Annotated in this window: 18 protein-coding genes and 1 riboswitch; of the genes, 17 read left to right on the plus strand and 1 reads right to left on the minus strand. The window is 47.8% G+C overall.

All coding sequences use genetic code 11. From position 1 onward, the window contains the following. Window positions 1-296 precede the first annotated feature (296 nt). The gene (locus tag BLS69_RS29340; RefSeq protein WP_091038770.1) at window positions 297-1,802 is read left to right on the plus strand and encodes an alpha/beta hydrolase family protein; all 1,506 of its coding nucleotides are present in this window, start codon (window positions 297-299) and stop codon (window positions 1,800-1,802) included. Between the two features lie 339 nt (window positions 1,803-2,141). Then, window positions 2,142-3,149 (plus strand): ketoacyl-ACP synthase III, encoded by a 1,008-nt coding sequence (locus BLS69_RS29345; RefSeq protein ID WP_091038771.1) that lies wholly within the window; start codon window positions 2,142-2,144, stop codon window positions 3,147-3,149. Window positions 3,150-3,322: 173 nt separating this feature from the next. On the opposite strand, the gene BLS69_RS29350 is transcribed toward BLS69_RS29345, so the two are convergent. Beyond that, entirely contained in the window at window positions 3,323-5,257 is a 1,935-nt protein-coding gene (locus BLS69_RS29350; protein ID WP_091038772.1) for an amidase family protein, read from the minus strand. Between the two features lie 372 nt (window positions 5,258-5,629). Here BLS69_RS29350 and BLS69_RS29355 point away from each other — a divergent pair, with 372 nt between their 5' ends. The 15 genes from BLS69_RS29355 to purH all read left to right on the plus strand — a co-directional run bounded on the left by BLS69_RS29355 (window position 5,630) and on the right by purH (window position 22,693). Then, a complete protein-coding gene (locus BLS69_RS29355; RefSeq protein WP_091038773.1) occupies window positions 5,630-7,759 on the plus strand; it encodes a DNA topoisomerase III in 2,130 nt (709 codons plus the stop codon). Window positions 7,760-7,924: 165 nt separating this feature from the next. Continuing rightward, window positions 7,925-8,062, plus strand: a complete 138-nt coding sequence (locus BLS69_RS32355) for a hypothetical protein (protein WP_017690703.1) — start codon at window positions 7,925-7,927, stop codon at window positions 8,060-8,062. Between the two features lie 125 nt (window positions 8,063-8,187). Next, window positions 8,188-8,451, plus strand: a complete 264-nt coding sequence (locus tag BLS69_RS29360) for a DUF1294 domain-containing protein (protein ID WP_017690702.1) — start codon at window positions 8,188-8,190, stop codon at window positions 8,449-8,451. Between the two features lie 178 nt (window positions 8,452-8,629). After that, window positions 8,630-9,064 carry a universal stress protein gene (locus BLS69_RS29365; protein WP_047840488.1) on the plus strand — a complete coding sequence of 145 codons (435 nt, stop codon included), beginning with the start codon at window positions 8,630-8,632 and terminating at the stop codon, window positions 9,062-9,064. A gap of 270 nt (window positions 9,065-9,334) precedes the next feature. Further along, a riboswitch (purine riboswitch) is annotated at window positions 9,335-9,436 on the plus strand. A gap of 193 nt (window positions 9,437-9,629) precedes the next feature. Then, window positions 9,630-10,115: a 5-(carboxyamino)imidazole ribonucleotide mutase gene (gene purE / locus BLS69_RS29370; protein WP_017690699.1), complete on the plus strand. Its 486-nt coding sequence runs from the start codon at window positions 9,630-9,632 to the stop codon at window positions 10,113-10,115. Then, complete coding sequence (gene purK / locus BLS69_RS29375; protein WP_091038775.1) at window positions 10,112-11,314, plus strand: 5-(carboxyamino)imidazole ribonucleotide synthase; 1,203 nt, start codon at window positions 10,112-10,114, stop codon at window positions 11,312-11,314. The genes purE and purK overlap by 4 nt, the downstream gene beginning before the upstream one ends. Further along, entirely contained in the window at window positions 11,311-12,609 is a 1,299-nt protein-coding gene (purB, locus tag BLS69_RS29380; RefSeq protein WP_036668399.1) for an adenylosuccinate lyase, read from the plus strand. The genes purK and purB overlap by 4 nt, the downstream gene beginning before the upstream one ends. 236 nt (window positions 12,610-12,845) lie before the next feature. Further along, on the plus strand, window positions 12,846-13,718 hold the full coding sequence (locus BLS69_RS29385; protein ID WP_091038777.1) for a phosphoribosylaminoimidazolesuccinocarboxamide synthase: 873 nt from the start codon (window positions 12,846-12,848) through the stop codon (window positions 13,716-13,718). Window positions 13,719-14,280: 562 nt separating this feature from the next. Further along, window positions 14,281-14,526: a phosphoribosylformylglycinamidine synthase subunit PurS gene (gene purS / locus BLS69_RS29395; RefSeq protein ID WP_017690695.1), complete on the plus strand. Its 246-nt coding sequence runs from the start codon at window positions 14,281-14,283 to the stop codon at window positions 14,524-14,526. Window positions 14,527-14,530: 4 nt separating this feature from the next. Then, complete coding sequence (gene purQ, locus BLS69_RS29400) at window positions 14,531-15,220, plus strand: phosphoribosylformylglycinamidine synthase subunit PurQ (protein ID WP_036606071.1); 690 nt, start codon at window positions 14,531-14,533, stop codon at window positions 15,218-15,220. Beyond that, window positions 15,198-17,441 (plus strand): phosphoribosylformylglycinamidine synthase subunit PurL, encoded by a 2,244-nt coding sequence (purL, locus tag BLS69_RS29405; protein ID WP_091038780.1) that lies wholly within the window; start codon window positions 15,198-15,200, stop codon window positions 17,439-17,441. The genes purQ and purL overlap by 23 nt, the downstream gene beginning before the upstream one ends. Then, complete coding sequence (gene purF, locus BLS69_RS29410) at window positions 17,426-18,904, plus strand: amidophosphoribosyltransferase (RefSeq protein ID WP_091038782.1); 1,479 nt, start codon at window positions 17,426-17,428, stop codon at window positions 18,902-18,904. The genes purL and purF overlap by 16 nt, the downstream gene beginning before the upstream one ends. A gap of 289 nt (window positions 18,905-19,193) precedes the next feature. Then, a complete protein-coding gene (gene purM, locus BLS69_RS29415; protein ID WP_091038784.1) occupies window positions 19,194-20,234 on the plus strand; it encodes a phosphoribosylformylglycinamidine cyclo-ligase in 1,041 nt (346 codons plus the stop codon). After that, a complete protein-coding gene (gene purN, locus BLS69_RS29420; RefSeq protein ID WP_091038786.1) occupies window positions 20,234-20,851 on the plus strand; it encodes a phosphoribosylglycinamide formyltransferase in 618 nt (205 codons plus the stop codon). The genes purM and purN overlap by 1 nt, the downstream gene beginning before the upstream one ends. A 294-nt stretch (window positions 20,852-21,145) precedes the next feature. Continuing rightward, a complete protein-coding gene (gene purH, locus BLS69_RS29425; protein WP_091038788.1) occupies window positions 21,146-22,693 on the plus strand; it encodes a bifunctional phosphoribosylaminoimidazolecarboxamide formyltransferase/IMP cyclohydrolase in 1,548 nt (515 codons plus the stop codon). The last annotated feature ends 19 nt before the right edge of the window (window positions 22,694-22,712 follow it).

Below are 22,712 nucleotides of genomic sequence, written 5' to 3' on the forward strand. Positions count from 1 at the left end.
AACACGACCGTTAAGCCCTCTAGCGCCGATGGTACTTGGACCGCAGGGTCCTGGGAGAGTAGGACGCCGCCAAGCAATAGAAGACACACTTGATGTTATCGAGTGTGTCTTTTTTTATCTAATTTGATTTATGAAAGAGGAACAGCTCACATTTGTTGGGCTTTTTCTTATTATTGCCCTCTCACTTAACTTACACAGTTGTAAGGCAATTGTAAGTTAGATCAATACAATCAATCTAGTGGCTCCTGTATACTAACCCTATCCATCGATGGGGTTGATTTTCAGGGGGAGTTGGCGTGAGGTTTATTGAAATTTTATTATTCTTCTCAAGTGTTTGTTTATTGGCATTGTTGTTCATTCCCAATCAACGTATACGAAGAACAGCTTTGCTCCTGACAAGCGGAGTCGGATTCATTTTTTTAGTGATACATTTGCTTGTTGAAGGATACAGGATTCAGCTTGTATTTTTATACGGATTTGCGACCCTGATGTTTATGTTTTCTCTTATAAAAGTTGTTCGAACGCAGAAAGGCGTGCGGCCAGTCTCCCGAATTCCTAGAGTACTTGCTCCCCTTTTTATTGCAATTGGGCTGATTGCCACAGTCTGTTTCCACTATGTGTTTCCGGTTTTTGACCTTCCAGCACCAACTGGCAAGTTAAAAGTAGGCACGCAAGTCTTTCATTTCGTCGATCCAAACCGGGAGGAGACATTCGGGAAATCAGAGACAGGCAAGAGAGAATTGATGATTCAGGTATGGTATCCGGCTGAAGCTGGTACTGGAAAGTATACTCCGTTTATCCCTACTCCCCGAATCTTATCTTATATGGCGGAGAGTTATGGCCTTCCCGGGTTTACGTTTCAACACCTGAAGTATGTATCCAGTCATGCTTACTTGGCGACTGAAGTCTCATCGGCTCAGGCCTCGTACCCATTGATTCTTGCAAATCCCGGCTTTGGTTCCTCCAGGTTTCTTCACACGTCACAAGCCGAAAATCTTGCGAGTCATGGATATATCGTGGCAGTGATCGACCACACCTATAATACATTTGCAACCGAGTTTCCGGATGGTCAAATCACGACCAATACAACCAGCGATTTGTTTTCACCCGAACATGATTATAGAACAGAAAGAGAACAACGTGACGAGTTGGGAAAAGTGTTAACCGATGATGTGGTGTTTGCGCTGGACCAATTCGAACTGATCCAATCGGGGGAAATTCCAAGTCAGCTAAAAGGGAGGGTGGATCTGGGGCATATCGGAGTGTTCGGTCATTCCATTGGAGGAGCGACGGCCTATGATGCTTCTTACGATCCACGAATAACAGCTGGGATAGACCTTGATGGAGGACTTTATGGTCTGCATGACAAAGAGGGCTTGCGGAAGCCGATTTTGTTCATGAACTCGGAAAGTGTATACGAAAAATTAAAAATGTTGATCGATCACCGAGTCTACACGGATGCTGAACTTGAACGTATGGGTAATACAAGAGAGTGGGTGGATCAAGAAAGAAAAGACAAAAAGTTGGAGCTTGATCGGATGCGTAAAACAGTTGCCGCAGGGGGACAAGTTCTATATATCGATAATGCGGAGCATTTAAATTTTACAGACGTGCAGTTCATTTCTCCAATTTTCAAAATTCTGGGTATTACAGGGAAGGTTGCGCCCGATAGAGCGAATTTCATTATTAATTCCTATATGCTGGATTTCTTTGATATGTATCTGAAAGAAAAGGGCGGAATCTTAATGAACGGACCCAATAGTCGGTTCCCGGAAGTGAAGTTCATAACCCCACTATTATAATTATGGAACAGGTTGTCAATATTGCGACAACCTGTTTTTTTTATGTGATTTTGTATCCGTTTCTTCAAACGTAGCTAGCAGAAATGTCAATCTGCCGTCCCCGTTATTGAGGTTCACCTTAACTTGAAATTCTTAATTCGACTGATGTAACCCTTATATAAGGACTAAGTGTCTATAGAAAGCTCGTAAATAGGGTAATGGTTCAGAAACATCTCTTCACGCAGATAAAAGTAATGCTGATTCCAAGTATAAATCGAGTAAAGATTATAAAAAAAATTAGTACCAAGTACTAAGACTTAGTGCTATAATGGTAAAAAAACAAGTGAGGTGACTACCGGTATGAAGCATCAATCAAAGGCAACCATCACGGCAATGGGGACGTATGTACCGGATCGAATATTAACGAATGCTGATCTGGAGAAATTAGTCGAGACAAGTGACGAATGGATTGTGCAACGTACAGGCATGAGAGAACGGCGAATTGCAGCTGAAGATCAATTTGTATCTGACCTGGCCACGAAGGCTGTAGAAGATATGATACGTCGTTATGATGTAAGTGTAGAAGATGTGGATATGATCCTTGTGGCTACAAGTACACCTGAATATGCTTTCCCAAGTACGGCATCCAGAGTACAGGCTAATCTTAAGATCCCACACACGGGCGTACTGGATTTAAATGCTGCATGCGCAGGTTTTACCTACGGACTACAGCTAGCCGACAGTCTGGTGACCAGTGGAATGTACCGCAAAGTACTGGTTATTGGAGCAGAGACATTATCCAAAATTACAGATTACACAGACCGCACGACTTGTGTCCTGTTTGGTGATGGAGCGGGGGCCTTCTTGGTGGAGAGATCATCGGGTGCTGAAGGTGACTTTATGGCAGCCATATCAGGTACACATGGAGAAGGCGGTGTACATCTCTATAAGAGTGGCTTGTCTTCTGAGATGAATGGTGTGCCTTTACAGGGTGAGGGATGCCTTGTTCAGAATGGGCGAGAGATTTATAAGTGGGCTGTACGGACGATCCCAGAGCAATTGGATAAGCTGATAACGAAAGCTGAATTAAGCCCTGACCAGATTGACTGGTTTGTCCCGCATAGTGCCAATATGAGAATGATTGAGGCTGTTTGCGAACGTGGTCCGGTTCCTTTGGAACGAACCTTAACCAGTGTGGAGTATCGTGGGAACACATCTGCTGCTTCCATTCCGCTTGCTTTACAGCTTGCAGTGGATGAAGGGAAATTGAAAGAAGGACAGAGCGTAGCTCTCTTTGGCTTTGGTGGTGGTCTGACGTACGCAGGTCTGGTGCTGAAATGGGGCGTGCCTGACAAGGTTCAGGAATGAGTAACAAACGACGGTATGCAACACAAAAATAAATAGAGAAAAAAAAGAGACCACCCAAACTTCATGCAGTCATGAAGAGGGTGGTCTCTTTAGTAGGTTAACTCGTTTCAAAAAAGTGATATGATTGCATCTATTTTTTGTGTTAACTGGAATTGCTTAATCCCATAAATATTTTACGGCGTAAGCTTAGGCGCTTGGCGGTGATGAGTTCCTTGTTCGTAGCTGTAAGCCAGCTTGATCAAGGTTCCTTCATCAAAGGCACGACCTAGGAATTCCATGCCTACAGGCAAACCATCGGTTGTGAAACCAGCAGGGACCGTGATCGCCGGGAAGCCGGAGAATGGACTCAATCGGTTGTTACCACCGGAGTTTTGCCCTTCGCCAATAACACCAGCGGCTTGTGTGGACGTAGGATAGATGATGGCATCCAGCTTATTATCTGCCATAACTTTCAGCAGGGACTCACGTGTAACTTGGGTACGTTTCAGGACGATGTCCTTGTATTCCGTAGTCTCGAGGGTTTGGCGTGCATCTCGAGTCTTCATGGATTGTTCTTGTGACTTATCAAACTCTCCGGAAGCAATGATCTCGGACAGAGTGTGATATGGAGCATCTGCACCCAATGACTCCAGATAGTCATTCAGCTGGAACTTGAATTCATATCCACTAAGGCTTGGGTATTTGTTGATCTCAGCCAAGTTCGGGATAGAAATTGGAACTGCGGTAGCGCCAAGTGACTTCAGTTCTTCTACAGCTTTGTTGATGACGTCAGCAACGGCTTTTTCTTCAGCTTTGGTACTTGGGATGAGTTCTGTGGCCACACCGATGCGTGCACCTTTCAGTCCGTTAACATCCAAGAAGTCTGTATAGCTGGAAGGGATTTTTCCAACCGCGTAAGCTGTAGCGACGTCCTTTTTATCATATCCGGCTGTAGCATCCAACATGATTGCAGCGTCACTAACTGTACGAGCCATAGGTCCACCTACATCCTGTGTCAAAGCCAATGGGATAATGCCTTCACGGCTGGACAGTCCGATGGTTGGGCGGATACCCACAAGGCTGTTGAAGCTGGAAGGGATTCGGATCGAACCGCCAGTGTCTGTACCCATGCCGGCTGCGGCAAAGTTAGATGCAATGGCGGCACCTGTTCCGCCGCTTGAGCCACCTGGATAGTGGTCCAGAGCGTATGGGTTCAATGTTTGTCCGCCCAATGAGCTGGATGTTGTGATGCCAAATGCGAATTCATGCAGGTTTGTTTTGCCCAAAATAATGGCGCCAGCTGCTTTGAGTTTTTTCACTTGTTCAGCATCGTGAGCAGGGACTGAATCTTTCAGACAGATACAGCCTGCGGTTGTCGGCATATCGTTGGTATCGAAATTGTCTTTCACCAGAATCGGAACGCCATGCAGAGGTCCACGAGCACCTTGAGCTGCACGTTCTTCATCCAATTGCTCCGCAATTTGGAGTGCATCCGGGTTCAGGGTTAATACCGCGTTGATGCTTACACCTTGATCATCGTATTTTTCAATGCGGTCCAGATATTTCTGAACCAGTTCTTTTGATGTCAGTTTTCCTTGCGTCATTGCGGCCTGGAGATCCATAATGGTTGCTTCCTCCAGGACAAACGGTTTTATGTAGTTATAAATGCGGTCTTTCAGTATGGAGAGGTCATTCTCGGTAAGTACAGCGTTTGGAAGGAAGAGTGATTCCGTATAGCCTTTCATCAATCCGGCAGTGTTCAATGCACCAACAGCACCTGCGAAAGTGGCTTCATCAGGAACATCCTTGAATGATTCGGTAGTCGAATCCAGCTTGAGCCATTGTTGCAGGGCGACCGCAGCATCTTTACGTTGTACGGTTGTGCCGGAGAGCTTGTCCATGGTAAAAGGAACACCTGCAAGTGTAGCCGCTTCTTCCATGGCCTGAACAAATGCTGCCGGAGTAACAGGCGCTTTGCCTTTAGATACCGCAGCAACTGTTGTTTTACTCGTGGGCGTTGCCGTTGCGGCTGATGCCGAAGGCACCGTTCCTCCCCATGTTGTGGCAACAACAGCTCCTGCCAGTAACAAAGCCCCACTTTTTTTCAATACAGATCCATGATAAGTCATGCATCCACGCTCCCTTCCTGTGTCTCATTGATGTGTGTTAGCAGCGATTCTGTTTCTATGCTTTTGACACATTGTATAGTTATGTCAGGTAATCTTACAATGTTTATATTTATCCAAAAAAACGTATACATCAATACTGTACAGTGTTAATGCTTATTCATTCTTCTGTTTACATGTACTCAGAAAAACTATTACATATTTTAATGTGAAGAAATATAACATCAATTCGATATGTTGATTAAACATGAGGTTACAGGATGCAGGTAGATTAGGAGGTAGAGATGACAGAGCATACCTTTAGCATGAAATGATATAATGAAAAGATAGGGATAAAAGAGACATAACGTTCTACCAGAGAGGAAGAGATATGAAGTGAAGACATTGGTACTCGCAGAAAAACCATCTGTAGCACGCGAAATAGCTAGAGTCATGGGGGCGCGTGATAAACATAAAAGTTACATGGAAGGCCCGAAATATATCGTTACCTGGGCGCTTGGACATCTGGTTGGATTAGCTGAACCGGAGGATTACGACAAGAAGTATGCAACATGGAATCTGGAGGACCTGCCCATTCTGCCAGATCGTACGAAACTGAAGGTACTTAAAGAAACCAACCATCAATATAAAGCCGTGCAGCAGTTGATGAAGCGTCAGGATGTGGGTGAGCTTGTCATTGCTACGGATGCAGCACGTGAGGGAGAATTGCTGGCCCGTTGGATCATGCAGATGGCGGGGTGGAAAAAACCTTTTAAACGCCTGTGGATCTCATCCCAAACAGATAAGGCGATCAAAGACGGATTTGCTTCGCTGAAGCCAGGCAGTCAGTTCGACCGTCTTTATGAATCTGCACGTTGCCGTGCGGAGGCCGACTGGATGATTGGACTTAACGTGACCCGTGCGTTAACCGTTCGTTTCAATGCGCAGTTGTCTGCTGGACGGGTCCAAACGCCGACCTTGGGCATGATTATGGATAGAGAAAATGAAATTAATGGTTTCCGCTCGCAGGAGTATGAGACGTTAACGGCAGATTTGGGAGGTTTTCAGGCTGTGTGGCGGGCGGCTGGAGGAGATTCGCGAATCTTCAACCCTCAAGAAACTCAGGAATTAAAGAAACGGGTAGATGGACGCAAGGGCACGATTGCCCAAGTGAAGAAAAGCGAGAAGGTGGAGCCACATCCACTGGCATATGACCTGACGGAACTGCAACGGGATGCCAACCGGAAATATGGTTTCTCTGCAAAGCAAACATCAAATGTCCTGCAACGTCTGTATGAACAGCACAAACTTGTAACGTACCCACGTACGGACAGCAGGTACCTGACTTCCGATATGACAGCTACATTGAAAGAACGTCTGGACAGTGTGGCTATTGGACCTTATGCGTCTTTGGCACGTCCATTGCTGCGCAAAAATCTGAATATCACCAAACGTATTGTGGATGACAGTAAAGTGACTGATCACCATGCAATTATCCCCACGGAGCAAACGCTGCTTCTGAATCAATTGAACCCGGAGGAACGCAAATTGTACGATCTGATCGTACGTCGTTTTATCAGCCTGTTCTATCCAGCAGCGAAGTACGATTCGGTTGCGATCACGGTTCAAGTGGGGAATGATTCCTTCCATGTCAAAGGTACAACGGTGAAAGAAAGTGGATGGCGTGAAGTATACGGCGGCGATTACAGTGATGATGACGATGACCAGGCTGACGATGCAGCAGATCATGAGCGTGCGCTTTTGCCAGATGTGCAGCAAGGACAGTCCGTGACGGTTCAGCGTTGCCATATTAAAAGTGGACGGACGATGCCGCCCAAACGGTATACCGAAGCCGCTTTGCTTTCTCAGATGGAAAAGCATGGACTCGGGACGCCCGCTACACGGGCAGATATTATCGAGAAGCTGGTCAGTTCCGATACAATAGATCGTCAAGGCAACAGCATGCATCCAACCGGCAAAGGGAAACAGTTGATTGAACTGGCTGCCCCGCAGCTTCGTACACCGGATCTGACTGCTCGCTGGGAGGCTGAGTTGGAACGCATCGCTCGTGGGCAAGGGAAACCCGGACCGTTTCTGGATAGTATCCGATCCATGGCGAAAGAGCTGGTGTCTACGGTAAAAGGCAGCAAAGCAGACTACAAGCCACATAATGTGTCCAATAGCCATTGCCCGGACTGTAACGCACGATTACTGGAGAAGAAGGGCAAGCGCGGTAAATTCCTTGTATGTCCTACCGAGGACTGTGGATATCGTCGTTCGGCAGAGAAGAGACTGTCCAACCGACGTTGTGCCCAGTGCCACAAAAAGATGGAAATCAAAGAAGGTAAGGCGGGGTTATACGTACAATGTCTTCCTTGTGGTATTACAGAAACATTGGATAAGGACAAACAGCATGTGAACAAACGCGATCAGCAAAAGCTGGTGAAACAGTATGCTAAGCAGGAGTCCATCGGTTCCAATCTGGGTGAACTGCTGAAGGCGGCTATGGAGAAAAAGGGAGAGTAACACGCTTGAGGGTAGTTGAGGTAATACTTCGTGCGGTACGAGCTATGCGAATGATGTACTCATTTACTCCAAAGGGACTGATTATAACTTTTCTCTACTCATCTATGTGAAGTCGTATAAGATCCTCCGTTTTCAGGCAACGTAAGCCAAGGAGGTGATACCTATATGCCGCATAACAAACCAGAGAAAATCCATAACCAGCAAAACAAAGACAGTATTCGGGAAGAGAGTATCGCTGTGCGCCCGGACAAAGCAGCCAAAAGAGCACCAAGCCTGAACGGAATTCCAAAACAGGAGTCCTAAGTCAGAGTGAGGTAGCGTTTATGCACCAATTTCCGGTTCCCTACCCGGTGCGTTGAACATGTCTCTAATGAGGACTATAATGGAGACAGGGAGATGTCCCGGGACAGGGGGATCGCTAGAATTATATGCAAACCGGACTTATATTGTGGTTTTTATTTATTAATGTAGTTGGTTATCTGGTGATGTCGGATGATAAGAGGCGTGCACAACAGCGTCGTGACCGTACACCCGAACGGACGTTATTCTTGCTTGCGTTTATTGGCGGTGCTTTGGGAGTCTGGATCGCGATGTATCGGAAAAGGCATAAGACCAAACATCCCAGCTTCACCATTGGTATTCCGTTGTTGTTGTTCCTGAATGCGGTAATCTATGGTTACTTTATTCAATGAATGCATGGAACACATGCGTAACCGTTCATAGTAGGGTTTCATATGTAAATTCATTCGTATAAATGGTTCATTGTGGCTGCGGAACGTTTAAGGAGTTATATGGTTCTGTTAGTTAATTACATGTCAGACCGAAGCTTGCTTCGCGTGCTCTACATATAAAGGAAGGGACGGGATTCACATGTTATTTTCCAAAATATTAGTGGCTTATGATGGTTCCAAAGCTTCAAATAAAGCACTTGATCGTGCGATTGAGCTAGCTAAAGTGTCCCCAAATGCAGTACTGGATGTCATTCATGCTTTTGATTTCCCGCGTGTATTCATCGGTGAGGGGTTGGCTCCACTGCCACCTTCACTTAATAATGACTACTACAATCTGGCGGTACAGACGACAGATGAAGCAAAAGAGCGAATTCAGGCTGCTGGTGTAACGGCCAATGTGGATCTGATTCAAGGAGCGGCAGCGGAAGTATTGCTTGATTTTGCCAAAGAAAATGATTCTGATATCATTATTATTGGTAGCCGCGGACTGGGTGGTATTCGGGAATTTGTCCTGGGTAGTGTCAGTCACAATGTGGTGCAGCATGCTCAGGTTCCAGTACTGATCGTAAAATAATGGATAAAGTGTGTACGCACTGAAAAGCAGGAAGCCGGTTGTCTTCGAGAGATTGAAGAGGAGCCGGCTTTCTTTTATGGGATGAAATGGATGGCTAACCGAATTTAATGAAGCAATTCCCGAACATTATATTTGTCAATATGTTAAATGTTCGTCTTTAAGTTGACATTAGCTGTAGGGGATTGTTAGAATGTTAGATGTGTCGATCAGGTAAGAATAAGGTCGAGTAGGAACGAAATGTGTAATAAGAGATTACCAAAATGAACGAAAATAGTTTGATAGATATTTGCTCGTATAACGCCGGGAATAGGGCCCGGAAGTATCTACCCGGGAACCGTAAATTTCCGGACTACGAGGAGATACGGCTGAGAGTCGCATGCAACCAGATGCGGACAGCAAGCCCCCTTTTGGCATGCCCAAATGAGGGATACGTATTTCTTGGAGTCCGGTGTCCGGAGAAAATGTGATGTTTTCGCGGGTAGCGGATTTTTTCATTTCACACGTAAAATGAATTCATTAATACCAGATGTAATCAAAAAAGCTCAGACGGGAGTTGGATGTATTCATGTCACTGCAAGTCGCTGTAATTATGGGCAGCAAGTCGGATTGGGAAACGATGAAACATGCGTGCGAGGTGCTAGACGAGCTGGAGATTGGTTATGAGAAAAAGGTGGTCTCCGCCCATCGTACACCGGATTTGATGTTTGAATACGCAGAGCAAGCAATTGATCGAGGATTCAAGGTGATCATTGCAGGGGCAGGCGGGGCAGCACATCTACCCGGTATGGTTGCCGCCAAAACGATGCTTCCAGTCATTGGCGTTCCCGTTCAATCCAAAGCATTGAACGGTCTCGATTCCTTGTTGTCCATTGTTCAGATGCCTGGTGGTATTCCCGTCGCAACTGTGGCGATTGGCAAGGCAGGGGCAACCAATGCAGGATTGCTGGCAGCTCAAATGATCGGTGCTTTTGACCCGGATGTCCAACGTCGCTCTGAAGCTCGCCGAGAGCGCATCAAACAAGAAGTACTCGAAAGCAGTGAAGAACTATGAGTAGTACAGGGAACCAATCCGGTATAACAGGAGAGCTGAAAAATGTCCTGCTGCCAGGGAAAACAACCATCGGCATTCTAGGGGGCGGACAGCTCGGACGGATGATGACGCTCGCAGGAACGGCAATGGGGTATCGATTCGTTACTCTTGATCCGGCTGCGGATGCACCTTGTGGTCAAGTTGCTCGTCAGATTGAAGCTGGTTATGACGATGCCAAAGCTGCACTTGAACTGGCTCGGCAATGCGATGTCATTACGTATGAGTTCGAAAATGTGGATGCAGAAGTCGCTGGGCTGCTCGAGCGTGAGTCTTACGTTCCGCAAGGAAGTGCGTTACTGTACACCACACAACATCGGTTGCGTGAAAAACGTGCAATCGAAGCTGCTGGAGTAAGAGTCGCGCCTTATCGTGAGATCACAAGTGCGGATACGATGCTTGCTGCTGTTAGCGAACTTGGAGTGCCATGTGTACTGAAGACGGTGACTGGAGGCTACGATGGCAAAGGCCAGCGTGTAATTCGGGAAGCGAGTGGGGCGGTTGCCGCATATGAAGAGCTTGCAGCTACAGGTGCGGAACTGGTGCTGGAACAATTCATCAAGTTTTCATGCGAGATATCGGTCGTTGTAGCGCGTAGTACAAATGGGGAGATCAAAACGTTCCCGCCAGCGGAGAACATTCATGTGAATAACATTTTGCATGCTTCAATTGTACCGGTTAGAGTTGCCGCAGACATCCAGATTGAAGCGCAAAAGCTGGCAGCAGCGGTGGCAGAATCAATGAAGGCTGTTGGATTACTTGCTGTGGAACTGTTTGTAGCTGCGGATGGAAGACTGTACGTCAACGAACTGGCGCCAAGACCACATAATTCCGGTCACTATACGATGGAAGCTTGTGCGACTTCCCAGTTCGAACAACATATCCGTGCGATCTGCGGATTACCACTTGGGGACACTTCGTTATTGAGTCCGGTTGTTATGGTCAATGTGCTTGGAGAACATCTGGAAGGCATTATCGCCAGAACAGGGCAACCTGATGCAGAAGCGATAGAGCTCGGTGTGATTCCCAAGCTTCACATATATGGTAAAACCGAAGCGAAAACAGGACGTAAGATGGGGCATGTGAATCTGCTCTGTCAGGATGTTGAAGAAGGATTGCAATGGATTGAACAAACTAACCTCTGGAGGAATACAAATTCATGATTGAACGTTATAGCAGACCCGAAATGAGAGCCATCTGGACCGAAGAGAACAAATTCCAATCGTGGCTGGAAGTTGAAATTTGTGCATGTGAGGCGTGGGCTGAACTGGGTGTTATCCCTAAGGAAGAAGCAGCATTGCTTCGTCAGAACGCATCTTTTGACATCGACCGTATCTATGAGATTGAAAAGGAAACACGTCATGACGTTATCGCATTTACACGCACGGTATCTGAAAGTCTGGGTGCAGAGCGGAAATGGGTGCACTACGGTCTGACTTCCACGGATGTCGTGGATACGGCTCTGGGTTATGTACTGCGTCAAGCGAATGAGATTTTGGAAAAGGATATCGTAAATTTCATTGAAATTCTTCGTGAAAAAGCACTGGCTTATCAGCACACACCAATGATGGGACGTACGCACGGCGTGCATGCAGAGCCAACGACATTTGGACTGAAGATGGCATTGTGGCATGAAGAGATGAAACGGAACCTGGAGCGTTTCCGTCATGCAGCAGACAATGTACAATACGGAAAAATCTCAGGTGCAGTAGGAACGTACGCGAACATCGATCCGTTTGTTGAAGAGTTTGTATGCGAGAAGCTGGGCACGAAACCTGCGCCGATCTCGACTCAAACATTGCAACGTGACCGTCACGCGGAGTATATGGCTACACTGGCGTTGATCGCAACGTCCCTGGACAAGTTTGCTACAGAGGTACGTGCACTGCAGAAGAGTGAATTCCGTGAAGTGGAAGAAGCTTTTGCTAAAGGTCAAAAAGGATCTTCCGCGATGCCGCACAAGCGTAACCCGATCGGTAGCGAAAACATCTCCGGCCTGTCCCGCGTCATTCGCGGACATATGGTATCGGCATACGAGAACGTAACACTCTGGCATGAACGCGACATCTCGCACTCTTCCGTAGAACGTATCATTCTGCCAGATGCAACGATGCTGCTGAACTACATGCTGAACCGTTTTGGCAACATCGTGAAGAACCTGACGGTATTCCCTGAAAACATGAAACGCAACATGGAGCGTACCTACGGGGTACCATTCTCCGGTCGCATCATGACAAAGCTGATCGACAAAGGTTTCAGCCGCGAGCAAGCATACGATACGGTTCAACCACGTGCGATGCAAGCATGGGAAGAACAACGTCAGTTCCAGGATATCGTGAAATCCACACCGGAAATCACGGAAGTACTGAACGAAGAGGAAATCGCAGATGCGTTCAACCCGTCATGGCATCTGAAGCACGTAGACACCATCTTCAAAAAGCTCGGTCTGAACGACTAATATATAACTTCCATAAGGCTATAGCACAGAATGATGGTTCAGCGCTTGAACGCAGAGGACAGAAATAAGCTGAAGAAGCAAAGCGTTCGCCTTTATCCCCGGATTTTCACTTTGAAAAAGTGGTATCAAAAAATCTGGGGATAACAGCGATCGGAAGATTGTTCTGTCATCGGAGTGGAGTCCGCACCATCAGGATTCTGATCTTAGCCTTACATCTCCTGAAAGAAGGTGAGCCCATGGCACTGTCCACTGCGGCAGATCTCGTTAAAGCACCTCTGTTATATAAAGGAAAAGTACGTGAATTGTACGATCTGGGTGAACATTTTCTAATCGTGGTTACCGACCGAATCTCGGCATTTGATTATGTGCTGGACCCGGCAGTTCCCGAGAAAGGAAACGTACTGAACAAACTCAGCAGCTTCTGGTTTGAACTGACAGGTAGCATGATGGACAATCACGTGGTTCATACCGATGTGAATCAACTGGGTGACCTGATCACAGACCCTGAATTGCTCAAAGACCGCATCATGGTAACCCGCAAAGCAGAACGCATTGATATTGAATGTGTCGTGCGTGGATACATCACTGGTGGTGGATGGAGACAGTACGAAACGAGCGGTGAAGTGAATGGCATTAAACTGCCTGAAGGACTGCGCAAGAACGCCAAGCTCGAAGTTCCCATCTTCACCCCGGCTGCCAAAAATGATGTAGGGCACGACGAGGACATCTCAATGGATCGCATGAAAGAACTGGTGGGAGACGGACTTGCAATGGAGCTTCAGGAAAAAAGCCTGCGACTGTACGAATTCGCTCGCGATTACTGTGATCAGCGTGGCATCATTCTCGCAGACTGCAAATTCGAGTTCGGCATCGTGGATGGCAAGGTCATCCTGATTGACGAAATCTTCACTCCAGATGCTTCACGTTTCTGGGCCAAAGAGAATTATGAACTAGACATCGAGATCGACAGCATGGATAAAGAGCCAGTGCGCACCTATCTCGCTGGAACCGATTGGGACAAGAACAGCAAACCTGATCCACTCCCACAAGCGGTAGTTGAAGCAACAACCGCAAGATACGTCGATATTTATAATCGTTTAACGAAATAATAAAGTTTAACGTTTGAGGTGGGCTGCGGGAAAGTTTGGCTTTCGATCGCTGTTGCCCCCGGAATGTTCTGATTGGAATCCTTTTTTCAAAAGGAAACATTCCGGTTGCAAAGGCGAACGCTCCGCTTCTCCAGCTCAAATCTTTCCCTCCGCCAGTGTTCAAACTGGTGGGTGAGGCAATTAAGAGCGGTGGCTTCCCACAGGTAGGGGAAGCCTGAAAAATTAAGAGAATTAAATTTACTAATTACTAAAGTAACTTAAAGACCATTCACTGGTTTCACGTAATGGTCAGTCTCGACTATTGCACCCCGTGCAACGTAAAAGGTTTAGGCCTTTAAAAAACGTCGCATGGACTAGCGGAGGGGCGGAATTGTTCTTAAAGGAGCGATAGCATTCGCCTTTGTCCCCGGGTTTTGACCGCATAGCGGTTCAAAACAATCAAAAAACCTGGGGACAACAAGCGACCGGAAGAACAATCCGCCCCGGAGCAAGCACCAAAAGTAACTTTTTTAACAGCGTAAAGCATTTATCCCGTTCATTACTGAGGAGGAACATAAGGATCATGATCAAAGCAACCGTATATGTCACTATTAAGCAAAGCGTACTCGACCCGCAAGGCGTAGCTGTTCAAGGAGCCCTGCATTCAATGGGATTCAACGAAGTGGAAAGTGTACGGATCGGTAAAGTCATGGAACTGAACCTGGATACAACAGATCGTGCGGAAGCGGAGAAACGATTGAAAGTCATGTGTGAAAAGCTGCTGGCCAACACCGTTGTTGAAGATTACCGCTACGAATTGGAGGGTTAATCTCATGAAATTTGCAGTTCTTGTGTTCCCTGGCTCCAACTGCGACATCGACTGTTACAAGGCAGTGGAAGATGCGATTGGACAAGAGGTTGATTATGTATGGCACACGGCTACAGATCTATCGGCTTATGATTGTATTTTAGTTCCGGGTGGTTTCTCTTATGGTGACTACCTGCGTTGCGGAGCGATTTCCCGCTTTGCACCGGTAATGAACGAGGTAGCGAAAGCTGCTGAACAAGGTAAATATATTTTGGGTATTTGCAATGGATTCCAGATCCTGACCGAAGCGGGACTGCTTCCAGGTGCATTGATCCGTAACACTTCCCTGAAATTCCGTTGTCACGATACGGTATTGAAAGTGGCGAATGCAGATACACCATTTACCCGTGACTATGCACCCGGCGAAGAGATTATCATCCCGATTGCTCACGGTGAAGGCAACTATTATTGCGACGAGGAGACGCTCGCGAGTCTGCAAGCGAACAACCAGATCGTATTTACGTATGGTACCAACCCGAACGGTTCTCTGGGTGATATTGCAGGCGTCTGTAACGAGGCTGGCAACGTGGTCGGCATGATGCCGCATCCAGAGCGTGCAGTGGATTCACTGTTTGGTTCGGAAGACGGCAAACGTATGTTTACATCTATTTTGAAAGCATGGAGGGATCGGCATGACGCAGCAGCTATCCGCTAAGGAACCAACAGCAGAACAGGTCGCAGAACATAAACTTTACGCACAAATGGGCGTATCTGACAGCGAGTATGAGCTGATCTGTGAGTTCATGGGGCGCAAGCCAAACTACACGGAAATTGGTGTGTTCAGTGTAATGTGGTCCGAGCACTGTGCTTATAAAAACTCCAAGCCATTGCTGCGCCGTTTCCCAACCACTGGACCACGTGTCCTGATGGGACCTGGTGAAGGTGCCGGTATCGTGGATATCGGTGATAACCAGGCTGTTGTATTCAAAATTGAAAGCCATAACCATCCTTCCGCGGTTGAGCCTTATCAAGGTGCGGCAACAGGTGTGGGCGGCATTATCCGTGATATTTTCTCCATGGGCGCAAGACCGGTTGCATTGCTGAACTCCCTTCGTTTTGGCAAGCTGGAGAGCGATCGTGTTAAATATTTGTTCGAACATGTTGTAGCAGGTATCGCTGGATACGGGAACTGTATCGGTATTCCTACCGTTGCAGGCGAAGTGATGTTTGATGAGAGCTATGAAGGCAATCCGCTGGTTAACGCGATGTGTGTGGGTCTGATTGATCATGACAAAATTCAGCGCGGCGTAGCTAAAGGTGTAGGGAACCCGGTTTATTATGTAGGGCCACCAACAGGCCGAGATGGTATTCATGGAGCAACCTTTGCATCGGTTGAACTGACGGAAGAATCCGAGTCCCAACGGACAGCGGTTCAGGTCGGTGACCCGTTTATGGAGAAACTGGTAATGGAATCTTGTCTGGAATTGATCGACACGGGCATCGTGCTCGGAATTCAGGATATGGGTGCTGCGGGTCTGACATGTTCGAGTGCAGAGATGGCAAGTAAAGCGGGTAACGGTCTGGAATTGTATCTGGATCAGGTACCACAACGTGAAGAAGGCATGACGCCTTACGAGATGATGTTGTCTGAGTCCCAAGAACGCATGTTGTTCGTCGTTGAGCCGAAGGATGAGGCACAGGCGATGGAAATCTTTGAACGTTGGGGCGTAATCTGTGCCAAAGTTGGTAAAGTAACGGATGATGGTCGTCTGAAATTGATCCACCACGGCGAAGTGGTTGGAGATATGCCAGTAACGGCACTGGTTGACGAATGTCCAGTCTATGACAAACCTTCTTCTGTACCTGCATACTACGAGCAAAGTGCTTCCATCGACACGCTTCGTTACGACGAAGTGTCGGATCTCGGCGGAGCGCTGAAACAAGTGCTGGCTTCACCAACCGTAGCGAGTAAAAAATGGGTGTATGATCAATACGATTACATGGTGCGTACAAGCACTGCCGTTCGTCCTGGTTCGGATGCAGCCGTAGTTACGATTCGTGGCACACGCAAAGGTCTCGCAATGACAACAGACTGTAATGGACGTTATGTGTACCTTGATCCTGAAGTTGGTGGACGGATTGCCGTAAGTGAAGCAGCGCGTAACATTGTATGTTCTGGTGCTGAGCCACTGGCGATCACGGACAACCTGAACTTCGGTAACCCGGAGAAGCCGGATATTTTCTGGCAAATGGAGAAAGCGGTAGACGGTATGGCAGAAGCTTGCCGTGTGCTGGATACGCCGGTTATCGGTGGTAACGTAAGTCTGTATAACGAAAACGCCAAAGGCTCCATCTATCCAACGCCAGTTGTCGGTATGGTAGGTCTCGTTCATGATACGGATCATATCACGACACAAGCATTCAAATCCGAAGGTGATGTCATCATCCTCCTCGGTGAAACAAAAGCTGAACTGGGTGGCAGCGAGCTGCAATATGCGGTTCATGGTCAGACGGAAGGTCGTCCGCCAGAACTGAATTTGCAAACGGAAAAAGCGTTGCTCAGCACGGTGCTGGAAGCTATTCAATCTGGTCTCGTTCGCTCTGCACATGACTTGTCTGAAGGCGGCTTGGCTGTTGCACTCGCAGAGTCTTGTATCAGCGGTAACGTAGGAGCACAGGTGAATGTGGAGACTGCACTGCGTGCAGATCACGCCCTGTTCAGTGAGAGTCAATCCCGTATCTTGTTGTCGGCTACGCCAGAGAAAGCGGGTAAACTTGAAGCATTTGTACGTGAGCGCGGTGTACCTGTAGCTGTGATTGGACGTGTAGAAGGAAGTAACCTGACGATTGAATTGAACGGAACATCAGCCGTGAGCGAACCTGTAGGAGGTTTGGCTCAGGTCTGGGAGGATGCGATTCCATGTCTCATGAACTGACGACAGGACCGTTGTGGACAGGCGATTATTATAATGAAGGGTCCGGCAAGGAAGGACTCGACAAATTGAAGGAAGAATGCGGTGTGTTCGGGGTGTTCAGACACCCTGACGCGGCTTCGCTCTCCTATTATGGACTGCATGCGTTGCAACATCGGGGCGAAGAAAGTGCAGGCATGTGTGTGAGTGATGGCAGCCAGTTTAACTATCATCGCGGCATGGGTCTGGTGAAAGAAGTGTTCACCAAAGACCTGATGCAGACGTTAACCGGGGATATTTCCATTGGACATGTCCGGTATTCAACAAGTGGTGACAGTAAACTGACGAACGCACAGCCACTGGTATTTAAATACCGTGATGGCGATTTGGCAGTAGCGACCAACGGAAACATCGTGAATGCACCAACGATCCGGCGTGAGCTGGAGCAGAGCGGTTCCATTTTCCAAACAACGAGTGATACCGAGGTCATTGCGCATCTGATTGCACGATCCTCCAAAGGGCTTGTGGAAGCGGCAAAAGAGGCATTCCAGCGCATTGTGGGCGGTTATGCATTTCTGATCATGACCAATGACAAGCTGCTCGTGGCTTCCGATCCGCACGGACTTCGTCCGCTGACGATGGGTAAGCTGGGAGATGCGTATCTGTTTGCATCCGAGACGTGTGCACTGGAAACAATCGGCGCAGAGTTAATTCGTGATATTGAACCGGGTGAACTGCTCGTGCTTGATGCAGATGGTCTGCACGAAGATCGCTTTGATCATCACAAACACCGCAAGGCATTATGTGCGATGGAATATATTTATTTTGCTCGTCCGGATAGTGATATGAATGGTGCGAATCAGCATGCTGCCCGTAAACGGATGGGAAGCCGGATGGCGATTGAGTCGTTTGTGGATGCGGACTTGGTTACGGGGGTACCAGATTCCAGCATCTCGGCGGCGATTGGATACGCTGAACAGACAGGCATTCCGTATGAGATGGGTATGATCAAAAATAAATACACTGGACGTACGTTTATCCAGCCAAGCCAGGAATTGCGGGAGCAGGGCGTGAAGATGAAGCTGAGCGCTGTGCGTCGCGTTGTGGAAGGAAAACGTGTGGTTATGATTGACGACTCCATTGTACGGGGAACAACCTCCCGTCGGATCGTTAACATGCTGCGTGATGCAGGAGCTACCGAAGTCCATGTACGCATTACATCACCACCTTTCAAAAACCCGTGTTTCTATGGCATCGATACACCGGACAGCCGTGAATTGATCGCCTCACAGCTGTCGGTGGAAGAAATCTGCCGTGAAATCAATGCGGATTCCCTGTCGTTCCTCAGTCCGGATGGACTGATAGCATCGATTCAGGGAGATAATCAGGATGATCCCAAAGGCGGGCTTTGCCTCGCATGTTTTGATAATGATTACCCAACCCGCCTCGACTTTGGTGGCGAAGAAAAATTCGGCTGCAGCTGTTAGCCCTCAAGCCCCGCTTTGCGGAGCAACAGGGGCTAGGCAGCCAGGCGAAGCAGCTGCCCAGCGGACTTGCCCGCAGCGTAGCTGAGCGGGGTTCGCTGACCGATGGCTTGCAGCCAACGGAATCGGCGAACAATCCCGCGAGATCACGCACGAATCAACCATAGCAAGATCACACCAGCCACCTCTGCACCGCTTTTTTGGCGGGTGTCCAGAGGGCCTGCCAAGGTCCTATGGGGTCCTCCCGGGCGGGAGGATTTAGGTGGGGCGAAAAAAAAGGAGATGATTCCACTTGTCTGAAGCATATAAAAAGGCCGGCGTCGATATCGCGGCAGGTAATGAAGCGGTTGAACGGATGAAAAAACACGTGAAGCGTACCTTCCGTCCGGAAGTGATGACAGATCTGGGTGGATTCGGTGCCCTGTTCGGTTTGAACAAAGATAAATACGATGAGCCTGTGCTTGTATCCGGTACGGATGGCGTAGGCACCAAGCTGAAAATTGCATTTGCCATGGACCGTCACGATACCATCGGAATCGACGCGGTAGCGATGTGTGTGAACGACATTGTGGTACAGGGTGCAGAACCACTCTTCTTCCTTGACTATCTGGCATGTGACAAAGTTATTCCTGAGAAGATCGAAGCTATTGTTGCTGGTATCGCTGAAGGCTGTTATCAATCTGGTTGTGCGCTGATCGGTGGCGAGACGGCGGAGATGCCGGGCATGTACAGTGAAGGCGAATACGATATTGCCGGATTCACGGTGGGTATCGTAGACAAAGCTAAGATCATCAACGGTACAACCATCGCCCCTGGCGACACAGTGATTGGACTGGCCTCCAGCGGTGTGCATAGTAACGGATTCTCGCTGGTACGCAGACTTTTGTTGGAAGATGCGGGACTTGATCTGCATGATGAAGTAGCGGAACTGGGCGGTAAGCTGGGTGATTCCCTGCTGGAACCTACGAAGATCTACGTTAAACCTCTGTTGTCCCTGCTGGAAAAGGTAAAAGTAAAAGGCATGGCACACATTACAGGTGGTGGCTTCATCGAGAATATCCCACGTATGTTGCCGAGCAACGTGAATGTGGATATTGACTACGGCTCTTGGCCGATCCTGCCGATCTTCAACCTGTTACAGGAAAAAGGTGCTGTCTCGAACCGTGACATGTTCACCACATTTAACATGGGTGTTGGGCTTGTACTGGTGGTTAATGAAGCAGATGCAACGGAAGCGCTGGAACAACTGAAAGCATCTGGTGAAGAAGCGTACATCATTGGCCGTGTTACTGAAGGAGATGCGCGAGTAACCTTCACGGGAGCGGATGTTTAATGGCGAACTACCGCATAGCTGTATTTGCCTCGGGTGAAGGGACCAACTTTCAGTCATTGGTCGATGCAGTACGGAACGGTGGGTTGGATGCATCTGTAGATCTGCTCGTGTGTGATAAACCGGCTGCACGCGTTGTGCAGCGGGCACAGGATGCAGGCGTGGATTGTCATCTGTTTACTCCAAAAAATTATGCTTCCCGTGAAGCCTATGAGGCAGAGATCGTGGAAGTGCTTGAATCCAAAAAAATCGACTTGGTTGTTCTTGCGGGATATATGAGATTGTTGACTTCGGTTGTGGTAGATCGTTACGCAGGGCGGTTGATTAATATTCATCCGTCCTTGCTACCAGCATTTGCAGGCAAGGATGCGATTGGACAGGCTCTCGAATATGGCGTGAAAGTTACAGGCGTGACGGTGCACTTTGTGGACGGTGGCATGGATACAGGGCCGATTATTGCCCAGCATCCGGTTCCCATTTTGCCAGAGGATACGCCTGAGTCAATCAGCCGCTCCATCCATGCAGCCGAACAGCAACTTTACCCTGAAGTGGTATCCTGGTTCGCTCAAGGTCTGGTTCAATTAGACGGACGTCACGTCACAGTACAGAAACCGGTTTGATATAAGTTGAAATTTTTTTACACATTAACGGAGAGGACAGAAAAAACCTGAAAAAGCAAAGCGTTCGCCTTTATCACCGGATTTTCCCTTTAAGAAAAGGGAATCAAAAAATCTGGGGATAACAGCGATTAGAAGGTTGTTCTGTCATCGGAGTGTCCCGTGTAAACATCTTAGTTCCACTTATATAACAGAAGTCGAATATTGGTACGCATTTTGTGATATTTCTCGGGAAATAAATCGGCTGTGTTTCGTCAGGAAACGCGAAGCCATGGGACATTAAAGGAGGAGCATATTGTGAGTATCAAAAGAGCGCTGGTCAGCGTATGGGATAAAACAGGCATCGTGGACTTTTGCCGCGAGCTGTCGCAAATGGGTGTGGAGATTATTTCGACAGGAGGTACAAGCAGCCTGTTGTCGAAGGAAGGCGTACCTGTCATCGGAATTTCGGATGTGACCGGGTTCCCGGAAATCATGGACGGACGTGTTAAAACATTGCATCCAGCAGTTCATGGTGGGTTGCTGGCTGTTCGTGACAGCGAAGAGCATAAGCGCCAGATGGAAGAGAACGGATTGGGTTATATTGACCTCGTTGTCGTAAACCTGTATCCCTTCCAAGATACTATCGCCAAACCGGATGTGACGTACGAAGACGCAATCGAGAACATCGATATCGGTGGTCCAACGATGCTTCGTTCTGCTGCCAAAAACCATGCCTTTGTCAGTGTTGTTGTTGACACAGCGGATTACGGCAAGGTGCTTGAAGAAGTTCGCAGTAATGGAGATACCACACTCGAAACACGCAAACGGCTTGCGGCAAAAGTGTTCCGCCATACAGCGGCTTACGATGCAGTTATTTCTGACTATCTCTCTAACCTGAACGGCGATCCGTTGCCAGAGCGTCTGACGGTTACTTACGAAAAACTCCAGGATTTGCGTTACGGCGAAAATCCACACCAGCAGGCGGCATTCTACCGCAAACCGCTGGCTGCACAAGATACGTTGACAACAGCCGAGCAATTGCATGGCAAAGAGTTGTCTTACAATAACATCAACGATGCGAACGCAGCATTGCAGATTGTCAAAGAATTTGAAGAACCGGCGGTTGTTGCGGTTAAACATATGAACCCATGCGGCGTAGGTATTGGTGCAAGTATCTATGAAGCTTACAGCAAGGCATATGCTGCAGATCCAACGTCTATCTTTGGTGGCATCGTGGCTGCGAACCGCATTATCGATAGTGATACAGCAGGCAAATTGAGCGAGATTTTCCTGGAAATCGTACTTGCCCCTGACTTTACACAAGAGGCACTCGATATCCTGACGAAGAAGAAAAACATTCGTTTGCTGAAAACTGGTGAATTGAATGCTGCTCGTAAACGGGAGAGCCAATTCGTGGTAACGTCCATCGACGGTGGTATGATCGTGCAACAGTCCGATGTTCACTCCATTGAAGCGAGCGAGTTGAATGTTGTAACCGATCGTGCGCCATCGGAAGAAGAACTGAAACAGCTGTTGTTTGGCTGGAAAGTAGTTAAACATGTGAAATCCAACGCGATTGTACTTGCTGCAAATGACATGACGGTGGGTGTAGGCGCTGGACAAATGAATCGTGTGGGTGCAGCCAAAATTGCGATTGAGCAAGCTGGCGAGCAAGCAAAAGGTGCTATTCTGGCATCCGATGCGTTCTTCCCAATGGGTGATACGCTGGAACTGGCAGCAAAAGCCGGAATTACAGCGGTAATTCAACCTGGTGGTTCGATCAAAGATGAAGAATCCATCAAAGTAGCCAATGAATATGGAATTGCCATGGTCTTCACAGGCATTCGTCACTTCAAACACTAGAGCAAAAAAGATTTAATAA

It is taken from the genome of Paenibacillus sp. CF095 (assembly GCF_900101225.1).
Taxonomy (GTDB): domain Bacteria; phylum Bacillota; class Bacilli; order Paenibacillales; family Paenibacillaceae; genus Paenibacillus.

What these genes read in the sequence shown, in the direction of transcription:
- BLS69_RS29345 (WP_091038771.1), top strand. Translation starts at nt 2,142, where the DNA reads ATGAAGCATCAATCAAAGGCAACCATCACGGCAATGGGGACGTATGTA.
- BLS69_RS29350 (WP_091038772.1), bottom strand. Translation starts at nt 5,257, where the DNA reads ATGACTTATCATGGATCTGTATTGAAAAAAAGTGGGGCTTTGTTACTG.
- BLS69_RS32355 (WP_017690703.1), top strand. Translation starts at nt 7,925, where the DNA reads ATGCCGCATAACAAACCAGAGAAAATCCATAACCAGCAAAACAAAGAC.
- BLS69_RS29360 (WP_017690702.1), top strand. Translation starts at nt 8,188, where the DNA reads ATGCAAACCGGACTTATATTGTGGTTTTTATTTATTAATGTAGTTGGT.
- BLS69_RS29365 (WP_047840488.1), top strand. Translation starts at nt 8,630, where the DNA reads ATGTTATTTTCCAAAATATTAGTGGCTTATGATGGTTCCAAAGCTTCA.
- purE (WP_017690699.1), top strand. Translation starts at nt 9,630, where the DNA reads ATGTCACTGCAAGTCGCTGTAATTATGGGCAGCAAGTCGGATTGGGAA.
- purK (WP_091038775.1), top strand. Translation starts at nt 10,112, where the DNA reads ATGAGTAGTACAGGGAACCAATCCGGTATAACAGGAGAGCTGAAAAAT.
- purB (WP_036668399.1), top strand. Translation starts at nt 11,311, where the DNA reads ATGATTGAACGTTATAGCAGACCCGAAATGAGAGCCATCTGGACCGAA.
- BLS69_RS29385 (WP_091038777.1), top strand. Translation starts at nt 12,846, where the DNA reads ATGGCACTGTCCACTGCGGCAGATCTCGTTAAAGCACCTCTGTTATAT.
- purS (WP_017690695.1), top strand. Translation starts at nt 14,281, where the DNA reads ATGATCAAAGCAACCGTATATGTCACTATTAAGCAAAGCGTACTCGAC.
- purQ (WP_036606071.1), top strand. Translation starts at nt 14,531, where the DNA reads ATGAAATTTGCAGTTCTTGTGTTCCCTGGCTCCAACTGCGACATCGAC.
- purL (WP_091038780.1), top strand. Translation starts at nt 15,198, where the DNA reads ATGACGCAGCAGCTATCCGCTAAGGAACCAACAGCAGAACAGGTCGCA.
- purF (WP_091038782.1), top strand. Translation starts at nt 17,426, where the DNA reads ATGTCTCATGAACTGACGACAGGACCGTTGTGGACAGGCGATTATTAT.
- purN (WP_091038786.1), top strand. Translation starts at nt 20,234, where the DNA reads ATGGCGAACTACCGCATAGCTGTATTTGCCTCGGGTGAAGGGACCAAC.